This is a genomic window from Sandaracinaceae bacterium (genome assembly GCA_016706685.1).
Taxonomy (GTDB): domain Bacteria; phylum Myxococcota_A; class Polyangia; order Polyangiales; family Houyiibacteriaceae; genus JADJJE01.
This window is the reverse complement of the sequence record JADJJE010000001.1, coordinates 23,065-47,441: the sequence shown is the minus strand read 5'-3', so window position 1 is coordinate 47,441 and position 24,377 is coordinate 23,065. Positions and strand designations below refer to the sequence as shown.

At 70.5% G+C, this 24,377-nt stretch carries 18 protein-coding genes; 8 read left to right on the top strand and 10 right to left on the bottom strand.

Going from position 1 to position 24,377, the window contains the following annotated elements; genetic code table 11:
* Positions 1-45 precede the first annotated feature (45 nt).
* The gene (locus IPI43_00190) at positions 46-1,005 is read left to right on the top strand and encodes an NAD-dependent epimerase/dehydratase family protein (protein ID MBK7772548.1); all 960 of its coding nucleotides are present in this window, start codon (positions 46-48) and stop codon (positions 1,003-1,005) included.
* A 3-nt stretch (positions 1,006-1,008) separates the two neighbouring features.
* On the opposite strand, the gene IPI43_00185 is transcribed toward IPI43_00190, so the two are convergent.
* From IPI43_00185 to IPI43_00165, 5 genes are all read right to left on the bottom strand, one after another.
* Positions 1,009-1,767, bottom strand: a complete 759-nt coding sequence (locus IPI43_00185; GenBank protein ID MBK7772547.1) for a glucose 1-dehydrogenase — start codon at positions 1,765-1,767, stop codon at positions 1,009-1,011.
* Positions 1,768-1,792: 25 nt separating this feature from the next.
* Positions 1,793-4,156, bottom strand: coding sequence for a phosphoenolpyruvate synthase (gene ppsA, locus IPI43_00180; protein ID MBK7772546.1), 2,364 nt, complete (start codon positions 4,154-4,156; stop codon positions 1,793-1,795).
* 212 nt (positions 4,157-4,368) lie between these two features.
* Positions 4,369-5,361 carry a hypothetical protein gene (locus tag IPI43_00175; GenBank protein MBK7772545.1) on the bottom strand — a complete coding sequence of 331 codons (993 nt, stop codon included), beginning with the start codon at positions 5,359-5,361 and terminating at the stop codon, positions 4,369-4,371.
* A 68-nt stretch (positions 5,362-5,429) separates the two neighbouring features.
* On the bottom strand, positions 5,430-6,836 hold the full coding sequence (locus IPI43_00170; GenBank protein MBK7772544.1) for an aldehyde dehydrogenase family protein: 1,407 nt from the start codon (positions 6,834-6,836) through the stop codon (positions 5,430-5,432).
* A gap of 49 nt (positions 6,837-6,885) precedes the next feature.
* Positions 6,886-7,890: an AgmX/PglI C-terminal domain-containing protein gene (locus IPI43_00165; GenBank protein MBK7772543.1), complete on the bottom strand. Its 1,005-nt coding sequence runs from the start codon at positions 7,888-7,890 to the stop codon at positions 6,886-6,888.
* A 190-nt stretch (positions 7,891-8,080) separates the two neighbouring features.
* Here IPI43_00165 and modA point away from each other — a divergent pair, with 190 nt between their 5' ends.
* The 4 genes from modA (at position 8,081) to IPI43_00145 (ending at position 11,269) form a co-directional block, all read left to right on the top strand.
* A complete protein-coding gene (modA, locus tag IPI43_00160) occupies positions 8,081-8,917 on the top strand; it encodes a molybdate ABC transporter substrate-binding protein (GenBank protein MBK7772542.1) in 837 nt (278 codons plus the stop codon).
* 17 nt (positions 8,918-8,934) lie between these two features.
* On the top strand, positions 8,935-9,726 hold the full coding sequence (gene modB / locus IPI43_00155) for a molybdate ABC transporter permease subunit (GenBank protein ID MBK7772541.1): 792 nt from the start codon (positions 8,935-8,937) through the stop codon (positions 9,724-9,726).
* Positions 9,723-10,451 carry an ABC transporter ATP-binding protein gene (locus IPI43_00150; GenBank protein ID MBK7772540.1) on the top strand — a complete coding sequence of 243 codons (729 nt, stop codon included), beginning with the start codon at positions 9,723-9,725 and terminating at the stop codon, positions 10,449-10,451. The genes modB and IPI43_00150 overlap by 4 nt, the downstream gene beginning before the upstream one ends.
* A 107-nt stretch (positions 10,452-10,558) precedes the next feature.
* A complete protein-coding gene (locus tag IPI43_00145; GenBank protein MBK7772539.1) occupies positions 10,559-11,269 on the top strand; it encodes a hypothetical protein in 711 nt (236 codons plus the stop codon).
* A 218-nt stretch (positions 11,270-11,487) separates the two neighbouring features.
* Here the strand turns inward: IPI43_00145 and IPI43_00140 are convergent, their stop codons facing one another.
* Complete coding sequence (locus tag IPI43_00140; protein ID MBK7772538.1) at positions 11,488-11,733, bottom strand: hypothetical protein; 246 nt, start codon at positions 11,731-11,733, stop codon at positions 11,488-11,490.
* A 182-nt stretch (positions 11,734-11,915) separates the two neighbouring features.
* On the opposite strand from IPI43_00140, the gene IPI43_00135 reads away from it, so the two are divergent.
* The 3 genes from IPI43_00135 to acs all read left to right on the top strand — a co-directional run bounded on the left by IPI43_00135 (position 11,916) and on the right by acs (position 17,202).
* Positions 11,916-13,046 carry a hypothetical protein gene (locus IPI43_00135; protein ID MBK7772537.1) on the top strand — a complete coding sequence of 377 codons (1,131 nt, stop codon included), beginning with the start codon at positions 11,916-11,918 and terminating at the stop codon, positions 13,044-13,046.
* Complete coding sequence (locus IPI43_00130; protein ID MBK7772536.1) at positions 13,043-14,734, top strand: hypothetical protein; 1,692 nt, start codon at positions 13,043-13,045, stop codon at positions 14,732-14,734. Before IPI43_00135 ends, IPI43_00130 begins: the two co-directional genes overlap by 4 nt.
* Positions 14,735-15,237: 503 nt before the next feature.
* A complete protein-coding gene (gene acs, locus IPI43_00125; protein ID MBK7772535.1) occupies positions 15,238-17,202 on the top strand; it encodes an acetate--CoA ligase in 1,965 nt (654 codons plus the stop codon).
* A 25-nt stretch (positions 17,203-17,227) separates the two neighbouring features.
* Here acs and IPI43_00120 read toward each other — a convergent pair whose 3' ends face one another.
* The 4 genes from IPI43_00120 to dinB form a co-directional block, all read right to left on the bottom strand.
* Positions 17,228-18,382: an acyl-CoA dehydrogenase family protein gene (locus IPI43_00120; GenBank protein ID MBK7772534.1), complete on the bottom strand. Its 1,155-nt coding sequence runs from the start codon at positions 18,380-18,382 to the stop codon at positions 17,228-17,230.
* Between the two features lie 481 nt (positions 18,383-18,863).
* Positions 18,864-21,287 (bottom strand): transglycosylase domain-containing protein, encoded by a 2,424-nt coding sequence (locus tag IPI43_00115; protein ID MBK7772533.1) that lies wholly within the window; start codon positions 21,285-21,287, stop codon positions 18,864-18,866.
* Positions 21,288-21,382: 95 nt separating this feature from the next.
* Positions 21,383-23,047, bottom strand: coding sequence for a CTP synthase (locus IPI43_00110; GenBank protein ID MBK7772532.1), 1,665 nt, complete (start codon positions 23,045-23,047; stop codon positions 21,383-21,385).
* Positions 23,048-23,118: 71 nt separating this feature from the next.
* Entirely contained in the window at positions 23,119-24,345 is a 1,227-nt protein-coding gene (gene dinB, locus IPI43_00105) for a DNA polymerase IV (protein MBK7772531.1), read from the bottom strand.
* Positions 24,346-24,377: the final 32 nt, after the last annotated feature.

Genomic DNA, 24,377 nt, shown 5'->3' with positions numbered 1-24,377 from the left:
TCTAGCGGGCTGGGCGCCGGCGAGCCTCCGTGGTACACGCTGCGGATGCTCGAAGGCGCTCGGATTCTCATCACGGGCGGTGCTGGTTTCATCGGCACCGCTCTCACGGCACGGCTCGCGGACAACAACCAGATCCGCATCCTGGACACGCTGCGGCGCAACGCCCTCGGCGCGGCCGGGCTGGACGGCCACCCCAACGTGGAGCTCGTGAAGGGCGACGTGCAGGACCGCGCCACCGTGGACAAGGCCATGGAGGGCATGGAGTACGTCATCCACATGGCCAGCATCGCGGGCGTGGACACGGTGCTCAAGAACCCGGTGCCCACCATGGAGATCTCCATCGAGGGCACCATGAACGCGCTGCGCGCCGCGCGGGTGCACGGCAACATCAAGCGCTTCATCGACTTCTCCACCAGCGAGGTGTTCGGCACCTACGCGTTCCGCGTGCGCGAGGCCGACGTGACCAGCCTCGGTGCCGTGGGCGAGGCGCGCTGGACCTACGCCGTGAGCAAGCTGGCCACCGAGCACTTGGCGCACAACTACTACAAGCAGTTCGGGCTGCCCACGTGCGCCATCCGGCCGTTCAACATCTACGGGCCCGGCCAGGTGGGCGAGGGCGCCATCCACGCGTTCGTGCTGCGCGCGCTCAAGAACGAGCCCATCCAGATCCACAACGAGGGCGATCAGATCCGTGCGTGGTGCTACATCGACGACATCGTGGACGCCATCGTGGCCGCCATGACGCGCGACGAAGCGGTGGGTGAGACCTTCAACATCGGCAACGCGCGCAGCTCGGTGACCATCTACCACCTGGCCAAGCTGGTGGTGCAGATCGCCAACAGTCAGTCCACGCTCGAGTTCGTCCCGTGGGACTTCGCCGACGTGGAGCTGCGCATTCCCGATGTCATCAAGGCGGAGAAGCTGCTGGGCTTCCGCGCCAAGGTGGACCTCGAGACCGGCATCGAGCGCACCCTGGCCTGGTACCGCGCGAAGCTCGGCCTCTGAGCGTCAGCCCGCCATGATGCCGCCGTCGGCCTCGATGGTGGCACCCGTGACGAAGCTGGCCTCGTCCGAGCAGAGCCAGGTGACCACCGACGCGATCTCCTCGGGCTTACCCATGCGCCGGATGGGCTGCATGTTGGTGTAGGCCGCGATGGCGGCCGGGTCGTTGTGCGCGGCGCGCTGGATCATGGGGGTGTCGATCACGCCCGGGCAGACCGCGTTGATGCGGATGCCCGCGGTGGCGTAGTCGAGCGCGGCGCACTTGGTCATGCCGATGACGCCGTGCTTGGACGCGGCGTAGATGCTGGCGGTGGCCAGCCCCTTGAGTCCGGCGATGGAGCTGTTGTTCACGATGGCGCCCCCGCCAGTCTTCAGCATCTCCGTGATTTGGAACTTCATGCCCAGGAACACGCCGCGCAGGTTGATCCCGAAGAGCTTGTCCACGTCCTCCGGATTGCAAGTGTGCAAGGGGCCCATGGCGCCCTCCCAGCCCGCGTTGTTGAACGCGATGTCCAGTCGCCCGAAGCGGTGCACCGTCTCTTCGATGGCGGCTCGCATGTCGCCCTCCGAAGACACATCGCACTTCACGAAGAACGCCTCGCCCCCGTCTCCGAGGATGTGCTGGGCCACCGCGTCCCCCGCTTCGACGTCCACGTCAGCGATGACGACGCGCGCGCCCTGCCTCGCGAAGCGCAGGGCCGTGGCCGCGCCGATGCCCTTGCTGCCGCCCGTGATGAACGCCACGCGTCCGTTGAACTGGTTCATGTGTCTCTCCTGGATGCTGGCCCGCTCAGGCCGTGATTCGCCGGATGACGCCCACCACGCTGTCCGGGTTGAGTGAGATGGAGTCGATGCCGAGGCCCACCAAGAACTCGGCGAAGTCGGGGTGATCGCTGGGCGCCTGTCCGCAGATGCCCACGCTGCGGCCGCTCTCGTGGGCCACGCGCACCAAGTCCGTGATGGCGCGCTTCACGGCGTCGTTGCGCTCGTCGAAGATCTCCGCCAGCAGGCCGTTGTCGCGGTCCACGCCCAGGATGAGCTGCGTCAGGTCGTTGGAGCCGATGGAGAAGCCGTCGAAGCGCTCGGCGAACTCCTTCGCGAGGATCACGTTCGAGGGGATCTCGGCCATCACGTAGAGCTTCAGGTCGTTCTCCCCGCGCACCAGGCCGTGGCTGGCCATGACGGCGATGACCTTGTCCGCCTCGCCCAGCGTGCGGCAGAAGGGGATCATGAGGATGACGTTGTCGAAGCCCAGCTCGTCGCGTACGCGCCGCAGCGCCTCGCACTCGAGCCCGAACCCCTCGCGGTACATGCCGCTGTAGTAGCGCGACGCCCCGCGGAAGCCGATCATGGGGTTGTCCTCGTGCGGCTCGAACATGCGCCCGCCGATGAGCTCGGCGTACTCGTTGGTCTTGAAGTCGCTGGTGCGCACCACCACCGGGTGCGGGTACTGGGACGCCGCGATCTTGGCGACGCCCTCGGCCAGCTTGTCCACGAAGTACTGGGTCTTGTCGGTGTAGCCGGCGGTCAGCGCCGTGATCTGCGCCACGGCGTCTTGGTCCTCGAGCTCGTCGAAGCGGATCAGGGCCATGGGGTGGATCTTCACGCGGTGCTCGATGACGAACTCGAGACGCGCCAGACCAATCCCCTTCACCGGCAGGCGCCAGTAGCGCAGGGCCGCGTCCGGGTCGGCCACGTTCAGCATGATGCGCGTGGGCGGCTCGGCGAGGCCCGTGAGGTCGAGCGCGGTCTTGGTGAACGCCAGTGCGCCGGCGTAGACGCTCCCCACGTTGCCCTCGGCGCACGACACGGTGACGGTGCTGCCGTCCACCAGGGCGGCGGTGGCGTGCTCGCTGCCCACGATGGCCGTGATGCCCAGCTCGCGACTCACGATGGCGGCGTGCGAGGTGCGGCCGCCGTAGTCGGTCACGATGCCCGCGGCGCGCTTCATGAGCGGCATCCAGTCCGGGTCGGTGTTGCGCGCCACCAGGATGCCGCCGTCCTCGAAGCGGTCGGCCTCGGCCATGCTTCCCATGACGAACACCTTGCCGGTGGCGATCTGGCTTCCGACCGCCACGCCGGTGACCAGCACGTCACCTCGCTCCGTGAGCGTGTACGTGGCCGGTGTGTGCCCCCCCGAGTGGCCGTGCACGGTCTCCGGGCGCGCCTGCAGGATCCACAGCTCGCCCGTGATGCCGTCGAGGCCCCACTCGATGTCCATGGGCTTCTGGTAGTGCGCCTCGATGCGCGCGCACCAGCGGGCCAGCTCCAGCACCTGGTCGTCGTTCAGCACCAGCCGCGCGCGCTCGCTGTCCGTGGTGGTGCGGTCCACGGTGCCCGTGGCGTCGTACACCAGCTTGCGCTCCTTGCTGCCCACGCGGCGGTCCAGGATCGGACGGAGCGCGGGGTTGGCCAGCAGGGGCTTGAAGACGCGCCACTCGTCGGGGTTCACCACGCCCTTCACCACATATTCGCCCAGGCCCCACGCGCCGTTGATGAGAACGATGTTGGGGAAGCCCGTCTCGGTGTCGAGCGTGAACGCCACGCCCGCTGCGCCCTCGTCCGAGCGCACCATGAGCTGCACGGCCACGGAGAGCGCCACCTGCTCGTGCGCGAACCCATGCAGGCGCCGGTAGGTGATGGCACGGTCCGTGAACAGCGACGCGAAGCAGCTCTTTACGGCGGCCAGCAGCGCGGCGTCGCCCTCGATGTTCAGGAAGGTCTCCTGCTGCCCCGCGAAGCTGGCGTCCGGCAGGTCTTCGGCGGTGGCGCTCGAGCGCACCGCGACGGACGGTGTGGCGCGCTCCGTGCGAGTGCCCAGCTGCTGGTACGCGGCGGTGATGGCCGCCGTGAGCGGGGGAGGCAGCTGGCTGGCTTCCATGAGCGACCGGATGGCGGTGCCCACTTCGTCGAGACGCGCGCCGGTGTCCAGGCTGGCCAGCAGGCCCGCGAGCGTGGGCCACAGGTCGTTGTGCGCGAGGAAGTCACGGTAGGCCGTGGCGGTGACCGCGAAGCCACCCGGCACACGGATGCCCTCTTTGCCCAGCACCTGAATCATCTCGCCGAGGGACGCGTTCTTGCCGCCCACCAGGCCGATGTCGTCGATGCCGACCTCTTCGAACCACAGGATGGAAGACACGTTGCGCGCGGTCATGCGGAGCGCTGGGAGCACGTGCCGTGCCGTACGTCCGCCACCGGATGATCCAAGCCGGAATTCACTCCTCTCACGCCCGCTCGGCGCCTGTCGCGCAACGGTTGCGCGTCGCAGCCCGCTCATGCGCGACGGGAGTCGGTCAATTAGACGCGATCCAACGTCAAGCTGAAGCCGCCCCAACCGCGGGTGCGCGGGCCGACTTCAGCGGGCCGTCAGTCGCGCGTCTCCGTGCAGATCCCCACGCGGCAGGCACAGTCCACCACGCAGTTGGTGGGCGTGCCGCAGTCCACGCCCCCGTCGCCCGGCAGGCAAGTGGGTGTCTCGCACGAGACGGTGCAGGTCGGGTTCTCGCAGTCGAGCTCGCACTCGGCCGTCTGGCACTCCACGTACGGGCCGCTCGAGCAGCGGATCTCGCACTCCGGGCGTTCACAGACCACGCCCCAGTTCCCGGCCCCCGCGTCGGCCTCGCAGAGGGAGCCCATAGCCCCCTCGATCGCCTGTGGGCGACCGCCCGTGCCCAGGCCACACGCGCCGGCGTCGGTGGTGGGCACGCCGGCGTCGTCCACATCGTCGAGGTTCACCCAAGCGCAGCTGGGCGTGTTGCACGTGGTGGTGCACGTGGCGTCGATCCGGCGGCATTGGAACACGTCTGCGCACTCGGACACGCCATCGCACGTCGTCGCGCAGGCTGCCTGACCGCAGGTGGCCTCGCACGACGGGCAGCCGTCCTCCACGCACTGCCCGGACTCACACGTGGTGCCGCAGCGTGGCGGCTCGCACACGGCGTTGCACGTGGGGCCGGGGTAGGTGCACGTCTCGGGCCCGCTGGTGGCCGCGCAGGTGCAGGTCGGCGTCGGGCACGACCAGGTGCAGTCCTGTGGGTCGCCGGCTTCGCATTCGAGGGTGCACGCGGCGATGTCCACGGCTTCGCAGGTGGGGTCGCAGTCGCGCACCGGGCACACGGGCTTGATGCGATGCAGGGCGGGCACGCACGTGGCAGGTGGGCCCGCGTCCACGGGGCCTGTATCCACTCCGGTGTCCATCGGGCCGGCGTCCACACCCACGTCTTGCGAGGCGTCGAGGACGCCCTCGTCGACGCCGGCGTCGGTGGGAGCACCATCGCCACCACACCCGAGGGTGGTTGGCGCGAGCGCCAGCGTGGCGAGGAACAGCATGAGCGAAGCGTGGGGGCGGCTGCCGAGCATGGGCCCGGTCTAGCACGTATGGTGGAAAATGCCGTCCACAACGGCATGTGGCCTGAAAGGGCCCGTGTTCAGAGGCTCCGCGAGCGGAAGACCACCATGCGCTCGAGGCTCATGTCGCGCATGGTGTGGCCGATGCCCCCGAGGCCCAGCCCCGACTGCCGGTGGCCGCCGAAGGGCATCCAGTCCACCCGGAACGCGCTGTGGTCGTTCACCAGGACCGCCATGCCGGCGAGCCGCCGAGAGGCGGACAGCGCCGTGTCCAGATCGCGCGTGAAGATGGAGGCCTGGAAGAACACGTCCGGCGCGTTCGCGCGGGCGATGGCCTCGTCGAGGTGCGCGTACGGGTAGATGGCCACCACGGGGCCGAACACCTCCTCACACGAGACGCGCGCGTCATCAGGCGGCGAGAGCAGCACCGTGGGCGCGTAGGTGGTGGGCCCGAGCGCATGGCCTCCACACAGCAGCCGCGCGCCCGCCGCGATGGCCTCTTGCACCCACGTGTCCACGCGGGTGACTTCGGCGCGGCTTATCAGCGGGCCCACCTCGGTGGTCTCGTCCAGCGGGTCGCCCGTGCGGAGCGCCTGAGCGGCGGCGACGAAGCGCTGCGTGAAGTCGGCGACGACGGACTGGTGGACGTAGATGCGCTGCACCGACACGCACACCTGGCCCGCGTGATAGAAGCCGCCGCGCACCAAAAGCGGGATGGCGTCGTCGAGGTCCGCCGTGGGGTCCACGATGACGGGCGCCACGCCGCCGTGCTCGAGGGCACACGCCGCGCCCGGGGCCAGCTTCGAGCGCAGCTGCCAGCCCACCTTGGCCGAGCCGATGAACGTGAGGAACGACACGCGTGGGTCCGCCACCAGCGCCTCCGTCACGGCGGGGGTGGTGAGCAGCAGCTGACACCAGCCCGCAGGCAGCCCGGCCTGCGCCAAGAGCTGCACCACGCTGCGGCACGAGAGCGGCGTGGCCGTGGCGGGCTTGACCAGCACCGGGCACCCCGCTGCGATGGCCGTGATGACCTGGTGGATGATGAGGTTGAAGGGGTGGTTGAACGCGCTGATGGCCAGCACCACGCCACGCGGCTCGCGGAAGGTGTGCGCGATGCGCTGCGCCGACGAGGCCGTCTGGCCCATGGGCACCTCGGTGCCGTGCAGCTGCGGGATCTCTGCGATGGCCACCTCCACGCCGTTGATGGCGCGCGCGATCTCCACGCGCGAGTCGGCGAGCGGCTTGCCGCCCTCGCGCGCCGCTTGCCGGGCCAGGGCCTCGGCTTGCTCGCCGACCAGCGCGGCGAAGCGCTTCAGGACAGCCACACGCACGGGCACGCTCAGCCAGCCGGCGCGACCCTCGTGGAGGCCATGCGCTACCTCGAGCGCGGCGTGCGCCGCGGCCTCGCTGGTGTGGGCGAGCGTCTCGATGCGCACTTCGTCGAAGGCGCTGGTCACGTGGAACGACGCTGGGGCTTCACCGGTCATGCGAGCAGGCTAGCAGGCCGTTCGCTAGCAGGAGGGACCAGCACGCCGATCATTCCCCAGGTTGCAGGGTCACTCGCGCCTCGAAGCGCGCCGGCTCGTCGGGCAGCGGGGTGATGCGAAAGCGGGCGACGGCCGTGGTCACACACGCGGTGACCTCTTGGTCGAGGTCCGGGCTGGTGGTGGTGACGTCCACCACGTGACCGTCCGGGATGATGCCAAACGTCAGGACCAGCTGACCACGAAGCGTGGGGTCTCTGCGGAGCGCCTGTTCGTAGCAGCGCAGCACCACCGCACGGCGGGAGTGGAGCCAGCGATGGATCGCGGTCGGGTCGTACCCTTCCGACGGGATCCCGCCGGGAACCAGCGGCACCGAGACGACCGCACCGAACGCGATCCGCCCGCGCATCCGGTCCAACCCGCGGGGCTGGACGCGACGGAAGACCACCAGCACGCCGGTCGGTCGTCCGCTGTTTCGCAGCAGCGGGCGCAGACTCTCCGCGTCGGTCGTTCCCAGCAGCACAGCCTCGTCGGCAGCGCGGGCGGCTCGGTACCCGCGGAGCAGGCGCGCGCTGCGCACGTCGCGTGTGACCCCTCGCCCTTCGCTCGCCGTCGTCACCGCCGCAGACACGGTCTCGGGGCTCCCGTAGAACTGGCGCTGGTACAAGCGGCCCACGAAGACGGCGTGGATGTAGAACTGGCCCTCGCTGCCCACGGGCGCGGCGAGCGCAGTGTCCGGCGCCACCTGGTACACCGTCTCGATGTCCGCCACGCGCACGTAGCCGTTGGCCTCGGCGCGACGCATCGCCGCTGCCGCGGGAAATGCGCTGGCGTTCGCCGTTGCCTCGCCCGAGGCCAGCGAGGTCCGCACCTCACGCGCGATCCCCGCGCCTGCGAAGGTGACCACCTCCTCCGAGACGAACGTGCGTCCCACGGGGTTCCAACTGGCGTCCACCAGCCGGCCGACGTCGTTGGGCCCGTAGCTCCGGCGGGCCACGCTCACCACCTCGTCCTGGGCGCGTGCCGCCTGGGGCAACACCAGCGCGGCGCACAGCACGACGAGACCGAGGCGACTCCCGCGAAGCGCGCGTGACGCGAGTGGCTGCTCTGAACCGCTGCGGGTGGATGCCGTGGCCATCGAGCCACATCTTGCCGCAAATCCACCGGGATCGTCTTCACCCAGAGCGACCTGCATGACAGGCTGCGCGGCGGGCCGTGAGAAGCCTGCGCTGCGGATGACCAGACTGATGCCCAACCGAAGCACCCGGAGCGCACGAATCGAAGCCATCCTGCTCGTCTTCCTGACCATCGCTTCGCTCAACGGCTGCGAGCGCACTCCGCCTCTCGATCCGGTGGTGCGCGAGGACCGCCTCGTGGTGTTCGCCGCCACCTCGCTGCGCGACGCGTTCACCGCGCTGGGGGCCGACTTCGAGCGCGCTCACCCCGGCGTGGAGCTCACGTTCAACTTCGCCGGCACGCAGGAGCTGCGCACCCAGCTCGAGCACGGCGCCGCGGTGGATGTGTTCGCCTCGGCCGATCAGGGCCACATGGACACGCTAGTGCGGTCGGCGCGCGCCACGGCGCCGGTGGTGTTCGCCCGCAACGAGCCGGTCGTGGTGGTGTCCACGGAGGCCGCGGCCAGCCTGCGCAGCTTCGCGGACCTGCCCTCGGCGACCCGCATCGTGATCGGCACGCCCGAGGTGCCCATTGGGCGCTACACGCTGCAGGTCCTGGACCGCGCGTCGGCGACCGCGCTCGGGGCCGACTTCCGCTCGCGCGTCGAAGCGCGCGTGGTCTCGCGCGAGCTCAACGTGCGCCAAGTGCTCGCCAAGGTCAGCCTCGGGGAAGCCCAGGCTGGCATCGTCTATCGCACGGATGCACAGTCGGCGCGGAACCAGGTGAGCGTGGTGACCATCCCCAGCGACATCAACGTGACCGCCGACTATCCGATCGCCGTGGTGAGCGACGCGGCGCACCCCACGCTCGGGCGCGCGTTCGTGGCCTTCGTGCTGTCGGCTGCGGGGCAGCGCACGCTCCGCAGCGCGGGGTTCCTGCCGGCACCGGGGAGCGCCTCCGCGCCGTGAGCCGCCGTCGCATCTCCATGGAGCACGCCACGCTGCGGGTCGTGGGGGGCCTGCTGGCGGCGTTCCTGGTGCTGCCGCTCCTCGCCTTGGTGGTGAGCACCTCACCCACGGAATTCGAGGAGGGGCTGCGGCACCCGCTGGTCTGGCCCGCGCTACGCCTGAGCCTGCTCACCACCAGCATCAGCCTCGTGCTGGTCGTGCTGCTGGGCACGCCGCTCGCGTGGTCGCTCGCGCGCGCGCAGGGGCGGCTCGCGCGCGCCGTGGAGACGGCCGTTCAGCTCCCCATCGTCATTCCGCCCGCCGTGGCCGGCGTGGCCATGCTGTTGGCCTTCGGGCGCCGCGGGATGCTCGCCGGTTGGCTCTACCCCGAGGGCTGGGCCGTGACGTTCACCACCGCGGCCGTGGTCATGGCCGAGGTCTTCGTGTCAGCGCCGTTCTTCGTGCAGGCCGCCACCAGCGCGTTCCGGCGCGTGGACCCCAAGCTCGTGATCGTGGCGCGCACCTTTGGCGCGTCTCCGCTGCGTGTGTTCTTTCGCGTGGGCCTCCCCATCGCCGCGCCCGGGTTGGTGGCAGGCGCCGCCATGAGCTGGGCGCGCTCGCTCGGCGAGTTCGGCGCCACGCTCATGTTCGCCGGCAACCTGCAGGGCGAGACGCAGACCCTGCCGCTGGCCATCTACACCGCGCTCGAGTCGGACATGCGCGCGGCCCAAGCGCTCTCCATCGTGCTGGTGGTGGTGGCGTTCGGCCTGCTCGTGTTCGTGCGCGGCGTGCTGCGCCGCTCCACCGAGCGCGCGGAGGGCCCGACGTGAGCCTGCACGCACGTCTCACAGCCCGCGTGGGGCGTCTGCTCATCGATGCCGAGCTCGACACGGGCGCGGGGACGCTGGTGCTGGTGGGGCCCAACGGCGCGGGCAAGAGCAGCCTGCTGTCGCTCCTGCTCGGCGCGCTACCCGTGGAGCAGGGCAGGGTGACCATCGGCGACACCGTGCTGCTCGACACGGCGGCGCACGTGGACGTCCCCATGGAGCAGCGGCGCCTGGGCTACGTGCCGCAGGACTACGCGCTCTTCCCGCACCTGAGCGTGCGGCAGAACGTGGACTTCGCGCTCGGCAGCGTGTCCCCGCCGCCGGGCCCGGGGGAGCGTGCGCAGCGAGTGGACGCCATGCTCCACGACCTCGGTCTCACGGCCCATGCCGGCCGCCGCACGCAGGCGCTCTCGGGCGGCGAGAAGCAGCGCGTGGCGCTGGCGCGTGCCCTGTCGGTGGGTCCCCGCGCGCTCTTGCTCGACGAGCCGCTGGCTGCGCTGGACGTTCACTCGCGCCACGAGGTGCGCGCGTTCCTCGCGGGCTACCTGGGCAAGCTCGCCTTGCCCACCATCGTGGTCACGCACGACGCAGAGGACGCCCGCACGCTGGGGCACCGTGTGGCGGTGCTGGAGGCAGGGAAGGTCACACAGACGGGGACCTGGGCGGAGCTCGTAGCGCAGCCCGCGTCGCGCTTCGTCAGCGAGTTCGTGGCCTCGGCGCGGGGCTGAGTCGCGCTCCTCCCCACAGGGGGCGCTCGGAAGCTCTGCCATGTGCGGACAAGCGCACGCACCCTTGGTACCCTCAGGACCACTCATCCACCGAGAGGAAGCCGCACGTGCTCGCGTGTCCGAAGTGCCGAGCGGGGATCCCCGCGTCCGACGTCAACCTCGAAGCGCTCGTGGGCAAGTGCGTGGCCTGCCACCACGTCTTCCGCATCGACCCGAGTACGCTCGCCTCCGAGACCTCGGTTCCGGCGCCGAGTCCAGGTCGCCCCTCGAGCATCACCCTCGTGCGTGACGAGCCTAGCGACGTCTTCCAGCAGGCCTACCGCGACTCGAGCGCGCGCCCTCCGGGAACCTTCACCCTCCGGAGGCGCTGGTTCCAGGCCCAGCACGTCTTCCTGCTCTTCTTCTGCATCGCTTGGGACTCGTTCCTGGTGTTCTGGTACGGCAGCGCCTTCGGCACCGACGCGCCTTGGCTCATGATCGTGTTCCCCCTGGCTCACGTGGCCGTGGGCGTGGGGCTCACCTACTCGGTCATCGCCGGCTTCCTGAACCGCACCACCCTGGCCCTCACGCCCGAGACGCTGAGGGTGCAGCACGGCCCCATCCCGTGGCGCGGCAACGGCTCCTACCCACGTGGCGACATCCGTGGCGTGGAGGTGACGACCCACGTCAACACAGGCACTCGGGGCAGCAACCCGGCCAGCTCCAACGTCGTGTCCCTGAAGCTAGCCGACCAAAGCCTCACCAAGCTGGTCTCGGGGCTCACCGACGAAGAAGCGCGCTTCATCCAGTGGACGCTGGAGGACGCGCTCCGGCCGTAGTGGCCAACCGCACCTCGGAGAGGCCGACGACCGCGCCCCACCCAGCGACGCGTACCGCATCGTCGCCCCGCTCACGCATGCCCACGTGGTCGTGGTCCCGCGTGCCGACCACGAGGACCTCGCCCTCGGCGCCTCCACCGACGTGATGCGCCGGCATCTCCGCGCCTTCCTCGACGCGGTGGTCCCGGACCAGGGTGCGACCTCCAGGTGAGACCTCGCTAGCGCTCTTCACCTCCGGGGGGATCATTCGGCACGCGCGCGATTCGCGCTCGCCGCAATTTCCACTCGCGGTTGAGGATCCAAAGCCCGGCGAGGGCAACCCAGGGACTGCCGACGGGGAGGAGGCAGCACACAACCAACGAGTAGTTGTGAATCGTGTAGTTCTCTGATGCCCCGAACGAGTAGAGGAGCATCCCGATCGATGCCGCGAGCAGCGCAAACGCGAGGGTGATGCGGAGTCGCATGGACGCAGTATGTGGCCAGCGCATCGTGGATGCGCCTGGGCAGTTGCTGCCAGGTGGAGAGTGGCTGGAGCGCTTGGGGTGGGGGATGGCCGACGGTCGGCCGCCTCGCTGCCGGTCGCCCCGCTTGACGCTCCCCCCGCCACCTGAGATCCTCACCGACTCTCGCCCGCTGGGCGCGCCTCATGAACGACCGCCGCCACTACCCCCTCACCGCCGTCAGCGCCGACGGCTGGTTCGACAAGCTCGGTGAGAGTTCTCCTTCGTTTCGCCAGCTCTGCGATGCCATCGGCAAGCAGTTCCTGGCGTACTCGGTCATCGCGGGGGTGCGCATCACGGCCGTGAGCATCGACCAGCGCTCGCAAGACGCTTCGCTGGTGGACTTCATGCTGGACGACCAGCAAGAGCACCGTCTGGCCCTCGGGGAGTTCCGGCGGCGCGTGGCGGCCACCATGCTGGCCGAGGAGCCCGTGCCAGACTCGCTGCCCCCAGCGCCCACGCCCGAGGACCTGCAGGGGTTCTTGGGTGGCCGCTTCGTGTTGCTGGCGCCGCTCTTCGGGCTGGGTCTGCGCGAGCTGCGTGTGGGCGGGGGAAAGCCTCCAGCCCTGCTCATCGACCTGGGCGGCGCGCGTGACGAGGTGCCGCTCTCGGAGCTCCACGACCTGGTGCGCGACCGAGTGCGTGCATCTGCGCAGGCGGCACGGCCGCAGTCGCCGTTCGCCATCGACCTGAACGTCATCCCCAAGGCCGAGCGCGCCAACGCCGATGGCGACTGGGAGAAGACGGTGGAGCTGTTGGGCCCTTGGCCCAGCCCGCTCTCGCTCCTGCTGCGCACGGCCGAGGGGCAGTCGCTGGCCCCCGAGGTGCGCGCCACGCTGGCTCGCAGCCTGGCGCTGCTGGGCACGGCCTACGCCGAGACCAACCGGCACGACTGGGCCGAGGACGTCATGCGCCTGGGCATTCAGTGGGGGCAGGACGGCCCGGCCGCGGGCGACCTCTTCCGCCGCCTGGGGCAGTCGTACGTGGAGCGTGGCCGCTCGGGGCAGGCCATCGGCTTCTTGCGCCGCGCCATCGCGCTGGGCGCGCGTGAGCGTGACACGCTGCCGCTGCTCGCGCGCTGCTTCGTGGAGCGTGGCTGGATGCTGGCGGCCGCTGTGGTGTGCGATCAGGCCTCGGCCGTGGGCACCCCGGACGCCGAGCTGGCGGGCGCGCGCAAGGCCGCCGAGGGCGCGCTGGGCGACGCCTGGAAGAAGTTGCGCGCGCAGGTGCCGCCGCCTCGGCGCATCGAGTCGCCGGTCTACCGCGCGGAGTCGTGAGCGCGGGCCTCCCGGAGCGGCCCGTGCCGCGCTTCGACATGACGCTGCGGCGCGGTGAGGCACGCCTGCGCACGCGTGCCCCGTTGCCGCTGCCGCTCGGTTCGCTCGATGCCCTCGAGCTGGTGGCGGGCGAGTTGGGTGGCCCACTCGACCTGCGCGCCGGTGCGCTCGCGCTGCGCGACCGGCGCACGCACGCGGTGGCTGCCAGCCTGTCGCTGTCGGTGCGTGCGCTCGAGCAGGCGCTCCGCGCGCTCGGGCTGCCCGTGGGTCTTCACGCGGGGGCCCTGCCAGCGACCGGCGCGTTCGGCGCCACGCTGTGGCTCGAGGACGGTCCGGTGGACTGCGAGGTGCGCGGCGTGCTCGACGCGGGCGTGCTCGCGCTGAGGCTCGAGCGCTTCGCCAGCACGCTGCCTCGCGAGGGGCTCGCCGCCAGCTGCGGCGCGGCCCTGCGCCCGCTGGAGTGGACGCTCGCCGCGCGTGGCACGCCGCTGCACGTGAGCGTGGACGAGCACGAGCAGCGCCTCACGCTGACCATCGACCACGCGCTCGAGGCCCTGCTCGCGGGTGGTCTGCTGGCCGCAGGCTGGCGCGTGCCGCGCACACGCGGGCTCGCGGGCTCCCTGCGGTGGTGCGACGGGGGCGAGCGCCACGGGACCACGCTCACGCTGCTGGCGCAGGAAGCGCTCCCCGAAGGCGCGGCACCCAGCGCCGAGCGCGCGGTCGGGCCAACGGAGGCCGGTGGCTCGGACGGTGTTCGTCCCCACGAGCAGGCTCGGCACCGCCTGGCCGAGGTGCTGGACCAGGCGCTCTCCGCGCCCCTCGACCTCGCCCACGCGAAGCGACTCTTCGACACCTACGCGGCGCTCGACCCGTCGCCGCTCATGCGAGCCGACGCCGCGCTCACGCTCGCCGAGCTGCTCTGCGTCTGCGAGCTGGCGGGTGACGTGACCGACGTGGACACCGACATCACGCAGCTTGCCCTGCGCGCGCTGGGCAGCGCCGGCCGCAGCCCCAACGTGGCTGCTCGCGTGCTGGGCCTCGCGCTGCGCTCGCGTGCGGGCTCGCGTGATCCTGCGCTCCTCAACGCGCTGCTGGCGTCCCCTTTGCCAGCGGCCCAGCAGGCAGCACTCATCGCCGACGCCATCCCCGACTTGGCTCGCCAGTCGCCGGCGCGTGCGCGCGCGTGGCTCGAGCGCGTGCGGCCCTTCGTCATGGACCTTCCCCAGCTGCGCGTGGCCGAGGCCGCGCTGCTGGACGCGGAGCGCGTGAGTGAGCGTGCGCCCGAGTCGCTAGGCCACGCGCAGGAGCGCGCGGCGGCGTCGCTGGCCACGGCCGGCCGCAGCGAGCAGGCGGCCAGCGCCTTCGCCCAGGCGGCCCGCGCCTATCAGCAAGCGCGCGATGCCGGGGCTGCCGCGCGCTGCTGGGTGGCGTGCGTCACGAGCGTGCCTGCTGACAGCCTGGCGCTCGAGTGGATCATCCCGGGTGCCTCGGCGCTGCAGCTGGCCGGCCGCAGCCAGGACGCGCTGGCGCTGCTGGCCACGCTGCTCACGCGCGATGCGTCTGGCGGTCAACACGAGGCGCTGGCCCAGGCGCTCGAGGCCGCTGCGCGGTTTCACGGCTCCCTGCCCGCCACGGTGGCCAGCCCCGAGCTGTTCCTCGCGCGGCGCCGCGACTTGCCGCTCCGCTGATGCATGGGTAGCGATCCTGCCTATTTCAATGCACATTGGGCACCCACCGCTTCAGCCTGATGATTCAACACAAGTCTTGGCAGGCTCTGGTCAGTATGAATCGGGCCTGTTTCAAGCGGCATTGGCACCCCGGCTTGAAAGCCGGGGCAGCATCCCCCGCCCTGACAGGCGCGGAAGTCCAGCCCCTAACGGGCCCGGACTAGGCCGTTCCAAGCAGGAGAACGGTCGAGATCCAAGCAGTGGATGACGCTGAACTCGAGACACATCCGACCTTGAACGACGCAGTCCGCGCCCGTTAGGGGGCGGACTTCCGCAGGCGCTCCAGGCCCGGGATGCTGCCCCGGACTTCAGTCCGGGGTGCCCATAGTGCCTTGCAGCAAGGCGAATTGGTCCCCCAGCAAGATGTGTTGAATCATCAGGCTGAAGCGGTGGGTGCCCAACTGCCTTGGTCGGGGTGCGCCTCGCGGTTCTCAGCGCAGCACCGATGTGGTCTCATGCCGCGCATGAGCGACACCGGCAGTTCCAGCATCAAGAGCGTCTCCACCGAGACGCGCGTCTTCCCTCCGCCGGCCGAGTTCGCCGCCCGCGCCGGTATCGGCTCGCGTGAGGCCTATGACGCGCTCTACGCGCGCAGCGTGAACGAGCCGGACGCGTTCTGGGACGAGCAGGCCCGCGCCTTCCACTGGTTCACGCCGCACCAGCAGGTGCTGGACTGGCAGCCGCCGCACGCCAAGTGGTTCGTGGGCGGCACCACCAACCTGGCCTACAACTGCCTCGACCGGCACCTCGCGGGGCCGCGCGCCGACGCCACGGCCGTCATCTTCGAGGGCGAGCCGGGCGACGTGGTGCGCTACACCTACCGCGAGCTGCACGCCGAGGTCTGTCGCATGGCCAACGCGCTCACCAAGCTGGGCGTGGTGGAAGGCGACCGCGTGGGCATCTACATGGGCATGGTGCCCGAGGCCGCCATCGGCATGCTGGCCTGCGCGCGCCTCGGCGCGGTGCACACCGTCATCTTTGGCGGCTTTGCGGCCGAGGCCATCCGCGACCGGCTCAACGACGCGGGCGCCAAGGTGGTGCTCACGCAAGACTCCGCGTGGCGCCGCGGCGCGCGCGTGCCGCTCAAGGCCCAGGTGGACAAGGCCCTCGTGGATGTGCCCAGCGTGCAGCACGTGGTGGTGCTGCAGCGCATGGCCGAGCCCGTGGTTCTCGGTGAGCGCGAGCACGACTGGCGCCAGCTCGTGGCCGGCGAAGCCCCCACCCACGAGGCGCCTGCGCTCGACTCCGAGCACCCGCTGTTCATCCTCTACACGTCGGGCACCACCGGGAAGCCCAAGGGCGTGCTGCACACCACGGGCGGCTACATGGTGGGCGCGGCGCTCACCACCAAGCACGTGTTCGACCTGCGCGACGACGACGTGTACTGGTGCACGGCCGACGTGGGCTGGGTGACGGGCCACAGCTACGTGGTGTACGGGCCGCTCTGCAACGGCGCGACGGTGATGATGTACGAGGGTGCGCCCAACCACCCGGGCCCCGACCGCCTGTGGGACATCATCGCGCGCCACAAGGTGAGCATTCTCTACACGGCGCCCACGGCCATCCGTGCCTTCATCAAGTGGGGCGACGAGCACCCGCAGCGCCACGACCTGAGCACGCTGCGCCTGCTGGGCACCGTGGGCGAGCCCATCAACCCGGAGGCCTGGATGTGGTACCGCGAGGTCATCGGCGGCGAGCGCTGCCCCATCGTGGACACGTGGTGGCAGACCGAGACCGGCGCGATCATGATGACCCCGCTGCCCGGCGCCGTGGCCGCCAAGCCGGGCTCGTGCTGCCTGCCGTTCTTCGGCGTGGTGCCGAAGGTGCTCCGGGACAACGGCGACGAGGCTGGCCCCAACGAGGGCGGCCTCTTGGTCATCGAGCGCCCCTGGCCCAGCATGCTGCGCACCATCTGGGGCGACGACGCGCGCTTTCAGGCCACCTACTTCTCGCGCTTCGAAGGCAAGTACTTCACGGGCGACGGCGCGCGCCGCGACGAGGACGGCTACTTCTGGGTGATGGGCCGCGTGGACGACGTGGTGAACGTGGCCGGGCATCGCCTGGGCACCGCCGAGGTGGAGAGCGTGCTGGTGGCGCACGAAGCCGTGGCCGAAGCCGCCGTGGTGGGCCGCCCCGACGCGCTCAAGGGGCAGGCGCTCGTGGCCTTCGTCACGCTCAAGGGAGGCGTCACCGCCACCGAGGAGCTCCGCACCGCGCTCATCGACAAGGTGAGCGACGACATCGGCAAGTTCGCGCGGCCCGACGCCGTGATCTGGGCCGACATGCTGCCCAAGACGCGCAGCGGCAAGATCATGCGGCGCCTGCTGGCGCGCCTGGCCGCCGGCGACACCGAGGTGGGCGACGTGACCACGCTCGAGGACGCCGGGGTGCTGGAGAAGCTGCGCAACGCCGAGAGCGACGAAGAGTAGGGCGCTCTGCTCAGCGGACGCGCGCTCAGCGCCCGAGGATGTCGCGGGCGATGATCTCTTTCATGATCTCGCTCGTGCCGCCATAGATGCGCTGGATGCGTGCGTCCACGAAGTCCCGTGAGACCGGGTACTCGGTGGTGTAGCCGTACCCGCCGAAGAGCTGGAGGCACTCGTCCGCGACCTTGCCCTGCAGCTCGGTGGTCGTGAGCTTCGCCACGGAGGCGTCCACGGCGGTGAGCTCGCCGCGGTCGTACCGGTCCTTGCAGGCCTCGATGTACGCCTTGTTCACGCGCACCTGCGCCTCGAGCTCCGCCAGCTTGAAGCGCGTGTTCTGGAACGCCGCGATGGGCTGCCCGAAGGCCGTGCGCTCCTTCACGTAGGCGATGGTGCGCGCGATGGTGCCCTCGCAGGCGGCCAGCGCGCCGATGGCGAGGATCAAGCGCTCGCGCGGCAGCTCGTTCATGAGGTTCGCGAAGCCCTTGCCGAGGCCACCGAGCACCTCGCCCGCGGGCACCGTCACGCCCTCGAGGAAGAGCTCCGACGTGTCCGCCGCGTGGTGGCCGATCTTCTCGAGGTTCCGGCCGCGCGTGAAGCCCGGCAGCGTGCAGTCCACGGTGAAGAGCGTGATGCCCTTGCCGCCCGCGGCGGGGTCGGTCTTGGCCGCCATCACCACCAGGTCGCAGTGCTGGCCGTTGGTGATGAAGGTCTTGGCACCGTCGAGGACGTACGTGTCGCCCTTCATCTCGGCCTTCATCTTCATGGCCTGGAGGTCGGAGCCCGCGCCGGGCTCGGTCATGGCGATGGCACCCACGGCCTCGCCCGTGACCATCTTCGGCAGCCAGCGCTCCTTCTGCGCCGCGGACCCCAGGTGCAAGACATAGGGCGCCACGATGTCGCTGTGGACCGAGACGTTCGACGCCAGCGCGCCGAACCCGAGCCGCGACAGCTCCTCGACGACCACCGCGGACAGCCGGAAGACCGACCCCGCGCCGCCATACTCCTCCGGCACGTCCACGCACAGGAAGCCGTTCTCGCCGAGGGACGTCCAGAGCGAGCGCGGGAAGATGCCGTCCTTCTCCCAGCGGTCATAGTGGGGGAGCACCTCCTTCTCGAGGTACTTGCGTGCGTTCGCGCGGAAGAGGTCGATCTCGCTGGTGTCGATGGCGGCGGCGGTGGTCATGCGTGGGTCTCCGGGGGGGTGGGGGACGCATACGGCCAAAACCGCCGAGGCGCGAGTGCCGGCATCGCGGCGGTGCGGGGCCGCTGGTGCCGCCCCAGCGCAGCGTGGGCAGCGAGGGGCTCGCGTGGTGAGTTGGCGCCGGAGTCATGGGCACCACGGCTCAAGCCTGATGATTCATCACAAGTCTTGGCAGGCTCTGGTGAGCATGAATCGGGCCTGTTTCAAGGGGCATTGGCACCCCGGCTTGAAAGCCGGGGCAGCATCCCCCGCCCTGACAGGCGCGGAAGTCCAGCCCCTAACGGGCCCGGACTGGGCAGTTCCAAGCAGGAGAACGGTTGAGCGCAAAGGCGTGGATGACGCGGAACTCGAGACACATCCGACATTGAACGACTTCCGCCATTGATCCAGGCCAGGGATGCTGCCCCGGACTTCAGTCCGGGGTGCCCATAGTGCCTTGCAGCAAGGCGAATCGGCTGTGTGATCAATAGTCGCCGAGGTCGTCCTGGTCGCTCCCGCCGCCCGTCTCCGCGCCAGCCTCTTCCCAGCTGTCCCAGTCTTCGTCGCTGGTGACCACCGTGGAGAAGGGCAGGCGCCCGGCGCTGCCGGGGATGTCGCGGTGCTCGGGCGGGCCGCCACGGCCGCGGAAGCGAAAGCGCGAGAGCTCGTCGAGGCCGTAGTCGAGCGCGGCTTGATCGAGGCGCCCGCGCTCGGCCATGTGGCGGAGCAGGCTGGCCATGCGGGTGCGCGTGACGGGGCCGAGGCGCCCCTGGGTGTACTGGTTGTGCATGCGGCGCGGGGCGGGCAGCACGGTGGCCAGGAAGGCGCCCTCGGCCGGGCTCAGCTCGTCGGCGTCGCGCCCGAAGTAGTGCCGCGCCGCGTGGCGCACCCCGTACACGCTGGGGCCGTACTCGATGATGTTGAGGTACAGCTCGAGCAGCTTCTTCTTGGTCATGGCGGTCTCGAGCCACCACGTGAGCAGCGCCTCCTGGACCTTGCGCGCCAGCGTCTTCTCGCGGTTGAGGAAGAGGTTCTTGGCCAGCTGCATGCTGATGGTGCTGGCCCCCAGCACGAAGCGCCCCTCGCGCAGGTTGCGCACCAGCGCGCGCTCCACGCTGAGGATGGAGAAGCCGCTGTGGTTGAAGAACCCCGAGTCCTCGTGCGCCAGCACCGCGTGGATGAAGTAGGGGCTCATGGCGTGGATGCTCACCCAGTTGGCCGTGCCGGGGCCGGTGGTCATGCTGAAGACCTCGCCGTTGGGCTCTTGCACCTCGTGCCGGAAGGGAACCTGCACGCGACGCAGGTCCGCGAGGCCCGGGACCGAGAGGAACGTGCAGCCGTCCGACACCTCCACGCGCAGGGCCGTGGCGTCCAGGTCGCGCGAGTCGATGCGCAGCGACGCGACGCCGCCAATGTCGCCGCTGAACGAGAAGCCCCGCAGCTCACCCAGCAGGTCCTCCGGCACGGCGCGCAGCACCGTGTCGCAGGGGGTGGCGTTCATCGACGCGCGCACGTCCACGGCGTAGTGGTCGGTGCCCAGCTCGAGGCTGCCTCCCACGCGCAGCTCGGCCTCGCCCACCTTCAGGGTGGCGCGCGTGACCTCCAGCCGGCGCTCGAGCGGCATGAAGTACGCGCTTCCGTCGGCTGCGAGGTTGATGTCGAAGACCGGCACCGGCGCGATGCGCGGCGACGACACGGCCGCGTCCGTGAGCGCGATGTCGCCCTCGAGGGAGATGCGCGCGGTGCTCTCGGCGGCCATGCGCAGGTGTCCCGATACGCGCGCGCGGTCGGCCTCGTACCAGGGCATGTCGGGCAGGAGCGGCGCCACCAGCGCCAGGCTGATGCCCTCGAAGTTGGCGTGGCCCTCGCCCCGCAGCTCCTCGGGGGACACGCGCACGTTCCACTCGAGCGAGCCTTCGCCCGACGGCTCGCCGTTGCCGCGCAGCCGGAACCAGCCGTCGTCCTCGGCCAGGAACTCGGCGTCCAGGTGATCGATGCGCACGGCCGGGCGGCCGAGGCCGTGGGTCTCGAGGTCCACGTCGCGGATCACCAGGCGCACGTCCGGGGCCAGGCGCGCGAACCAGCCACGCATGCCATCGTCCTCGACCGGGGCGGCGTCGGTCTCGGGAGCTGGCGGCGGCAGGAGCGTGGCCAGCGCGGCGCGCACGCGGTCCAGGTAGCGCTCGGCGTTGGGCTGCTCGCCGAGCGACGCGTCCTCCCACACGATCTGGCCGCCGCTCACCTCGGCGTCGGCCAGGGTCCACCCGGCGTGTCCGCGGTAGAAGCGCGCACGCGCGCCCAGCAGCACGGAGTCCGCCGCGAGGTCGGGGTCACCTTCGAGCCGCGTGGCGCCCAGCTCGAGACGGGGGCCGTCCAGGCGCACGTCGGCTTGGCTCGTGCGCATCAAGAGGCCGTGCTCGTCGCGCCAGGTGATGTCCGCGTTGCGGGCCTCCAAGATGGGGCTGCGGCGCGCACTGGCGTCACCATCCTCCTGGGCGGTGTCGTCCGAGCCACTCGCCGGCCTTCGTCGCAGCGCGCGCGACAGGACGGCCCGCAGGTCGCCGCGCGACGAGTCCACGGCGATGCGTGCGCCGCGCACCTGCACGTACTCCACGGCGGCCGCCCCGCGCGTTGCCAGCCCGAACAGCTGGCCGCGCACCCCCACGGCGTCCAGCTGCACGTCCAGGCCGCCGCTCGCGCTGCGCAGCCGGATGTCGCTGAGCACCACGCCCCGCAGGCGCAGCGAGGCCCCTTCCACCGTGACCTCCACGCCCAGCCGTTCCTCTAGCGCCGCCTCGGCCCGCTGCCGCACCACCCCCGGCGCCACGCCGAACCACGCCACCGCGGCCAGGAGGGCCGGTGCGCTGATGGCGGCGCCGCGCAGGAGCTGTTGTCGTCGGGTGGCCATGAGCGCTCGAGCCGTCGACACCGCGATGGCGTGCGAAGTATGGAGGCATAAGCCACCCCGAGAAAGGCTCGCGTTTGCTACACCCCGGCCGGCCCTCAGGCCTCGACGCTGGCGCTGGGCGACGACCCCGTGCGGGCGCCCTCGTGCGTGTCGCGCTGCTTGACCGCAGCCCCCACGAAGCGTGTGAAGAGCGGGTGCGGCTTGAGCGGCTTGCTCTTGAACTCGGGGTGGAACTGGCAGCCCACGAAGTGCGGGTGGTTGGGCAGCTCCACCATCTCCACCAGGTGCTTGTCCGGCGAGAGGCCGCTGAGCACCAGGCCGTCCGCCAGCAGCTTCTCGCGGTGCTGGTTGTTCACCTCGTAGCGGTGGCGGTGGCGCTCGGTGATCTCTTCGCTGCCATAGATGCTGGCCGCGATGGAGCCCGGGGTGAGCGTGCAGGGGTACGCCCCGAGCCGCATGGTGGCGCCCTTGTCCTTCACGCCGCGCTGGTCGGGCATGATGTCCACCACCAGGTACTGCGCGTCGGGGTTGAACTCCGCGCTGTTGGCGCCGGTGAGGCCGCAGATGTTGCGGGCGTATTCCACGACGGCCATTTGCATGCCGAGGCAGATGCCGAAGAAGGGCACGCCGTTCTCGCGGGCATACTGGATGGCGCGGATCTTCCCCTCGGTGCCGCGGTCGCCGAAGCCACCTGGGACCAAGAGGCCGTGGTGCTTGGACAGGCGCGCGGCGATGTCTCCCGACTCCAGCTCTTCGCTGTCGATGTAGGTGAGGTCCACCTTCACGTCGTTGGCGATGCCGCCGTGCACCAGCGACTCGTGCAGCGACTTGTAGCTGTCGCGCAGATGCACGTACTTGCCGACCACCGCGATGGACACGCTGCCGTGCTCGGGCGCCACGACCGCGTCCGAGATGCGCTTCCAGGCGCTGAGGTCCGGCTCGCGCGTCCAGATGTTGAGGCGCTCGCACAGCTGCTTGTCCAGCTTCTGGGCGTGCAGGACGATGGGCAGCTCGTAGATGTTCTTCACGTCGGGCGCGGCGATGACGGAGGCGACCGGCACGTTGCAGAAGTGGGCGATCTTGTTGCGCAGGCCCTGCGGCAGGTCTTCCTGCTCCACGCGGCAGATGAGCATCTCGGGCTGGATGCCGAGGCCCAGCAGCTCTTTCACGGAGTGCTGGGTGGGCTTGGTCTTGAGCTCGCCCGCGGCTTTGATGTACGGGATGAGCGTGACGTGCACGGAGATGGCGTTCTGCGGCCCCTCCTCCACCTTGATCTGGCGCACGGCCTCGAGGAAGGGCAGCGACTCGATGTCGCCCACGGTGCCGCCCACCTCCACGATGGCCACGTCCACGTTGCTGGTGGCCTCGCGCACGCGGGCTTTGATCTCGTCCGTGATGTGCGGGATGACCTGGATGGTGGCCCCCAGGTACTCGCCGCGCCGCTCCTTCTGGATGACCGCGTCGTAGATGCGGCCCGTGGTGAAGTTGTTGGCGCGGCGCATGGTGGCCGACGTGAAGCGCTCGTAGTGGCCGAGATCGAGGTCTGTTTCCGCGCCGTCGTCGGTCACGAAGACCTCGCCGTGCTGGTACGGAGACATGGTGCCCGGGTCCACGTTGATGTACGGGTCGAGCTTCATGTTGGTCACGCGCAAGCCGCGCGCCTCCATGAGGGCACCCATCGACGCGGCCGTGAGGCCCTTGCCGATGGAGCTCACAACTCCGCCAGTGACGAAGATGAACTTGGTGTGGCGCGTGTTCATCGCGGTCGTGTACTCCGATTCAGGCCCAGATCGAGGGTCCTATACTCGGTCCTCTTCGGCAAGTCACGTCCTCAGGTCTCGTCGGGGTCTCTGCGCACCGGCACCATCTCGCGGCTGACCCCCTCGAACCCCCGCGGCGCACGCTGATCCACCAGCCTGGCGCGCTCGATGGCTCGTTCCCCGAAGCGCTCCCGCAGGGCGGCGCTGACCGACTCGAGGCGTTCACGTTTTTCACGCGCAGGGTCGCCGAAGAGCGGGGTGGCCGGATCGCCGGTCAGGCCTCCGGCGCTGATTCCGGTCAACCGCACCCCCCGCTCGAGGTGCTCGAAGCGCCCCAACAGCGCCTTGGCGGCCTGGTAGAGCGTGTCGGTGTCGCGCGCCGGGGAGTCCAGCTGCTGCTGCCGCGAGCGCAGCGTGTGGTCACCGTACTTCACCTTCAGGGTGAGCACGGTGGCGTACAGGCCCGCACGCGTGAGCCGGCTGGCCACCCGGGCGCACTGCTCGAGGATGGGCGTGTGCAGGTCGTCCGGTTGGCGGATGTCGGTCTCGAACGTGTGCTCGGCGCCCACCGTCTTGGCCTCGCGCTCGGGCTCTACCGCGCGGTCGTCGATGCCCAGCGCCAGCTGCTTGTAGTGCGGGCCGCTGTTGCCCAGCAGGGCCTGCAGGCGCGCGTCATCCGCCGTGGTGAAGTCGCGGAAGCACTGGAAGCCCGCGGCGCGCAGCTTGACCGCCGAGACCTTGCCCACGCCCCACATGCGCTCGATGGGCATCGGGGCCAGGAACGCGCGGATGGCGGCCGGGTCGCGCGGCACCACGGTCACGCCGTTGGGCTTGTTCATGTCGCTGGCGAGCTTGGCCAGGAACTTGTTGGGCGCCACGCCCGCGCTGGCCGTCAGCCCGAGCTCTGTGTGGATCTCGCGGCGGATACGTTCGGCGATGACCTCGCCGCTGCCGAACAGGCGCTCGCTGCCCGTGACGTCCAGGAAGGCCTCGTCTAGGGAGAGGCCCTCGATGATGGGTGTGTAGCGCCCGAAGATGGCGAAGACCTGCGCGCTCACCTCCACGTAGCGGCCCATGCGTGGGGGCACCACCACGGCGTGCGGGCAGCGCTGCATGGCCTCCACCATGGACATGGCCGAACGCACCCCGAAGGGGCGCACTTCGTACGACGCCGCGGTCACCACGCCGCGCCTGCCGCCGCCGCCCACGATCAGCGGCTTGCCGCGCAGGCTGGGGTCGTCGCGCTGCTCGACCGACGCGTAGAACGCGTCCATGTCGACGTGCAGGATGGTGGTCACGGCCGCAGCGTAGCGTGAGGGTGGGACCTCGC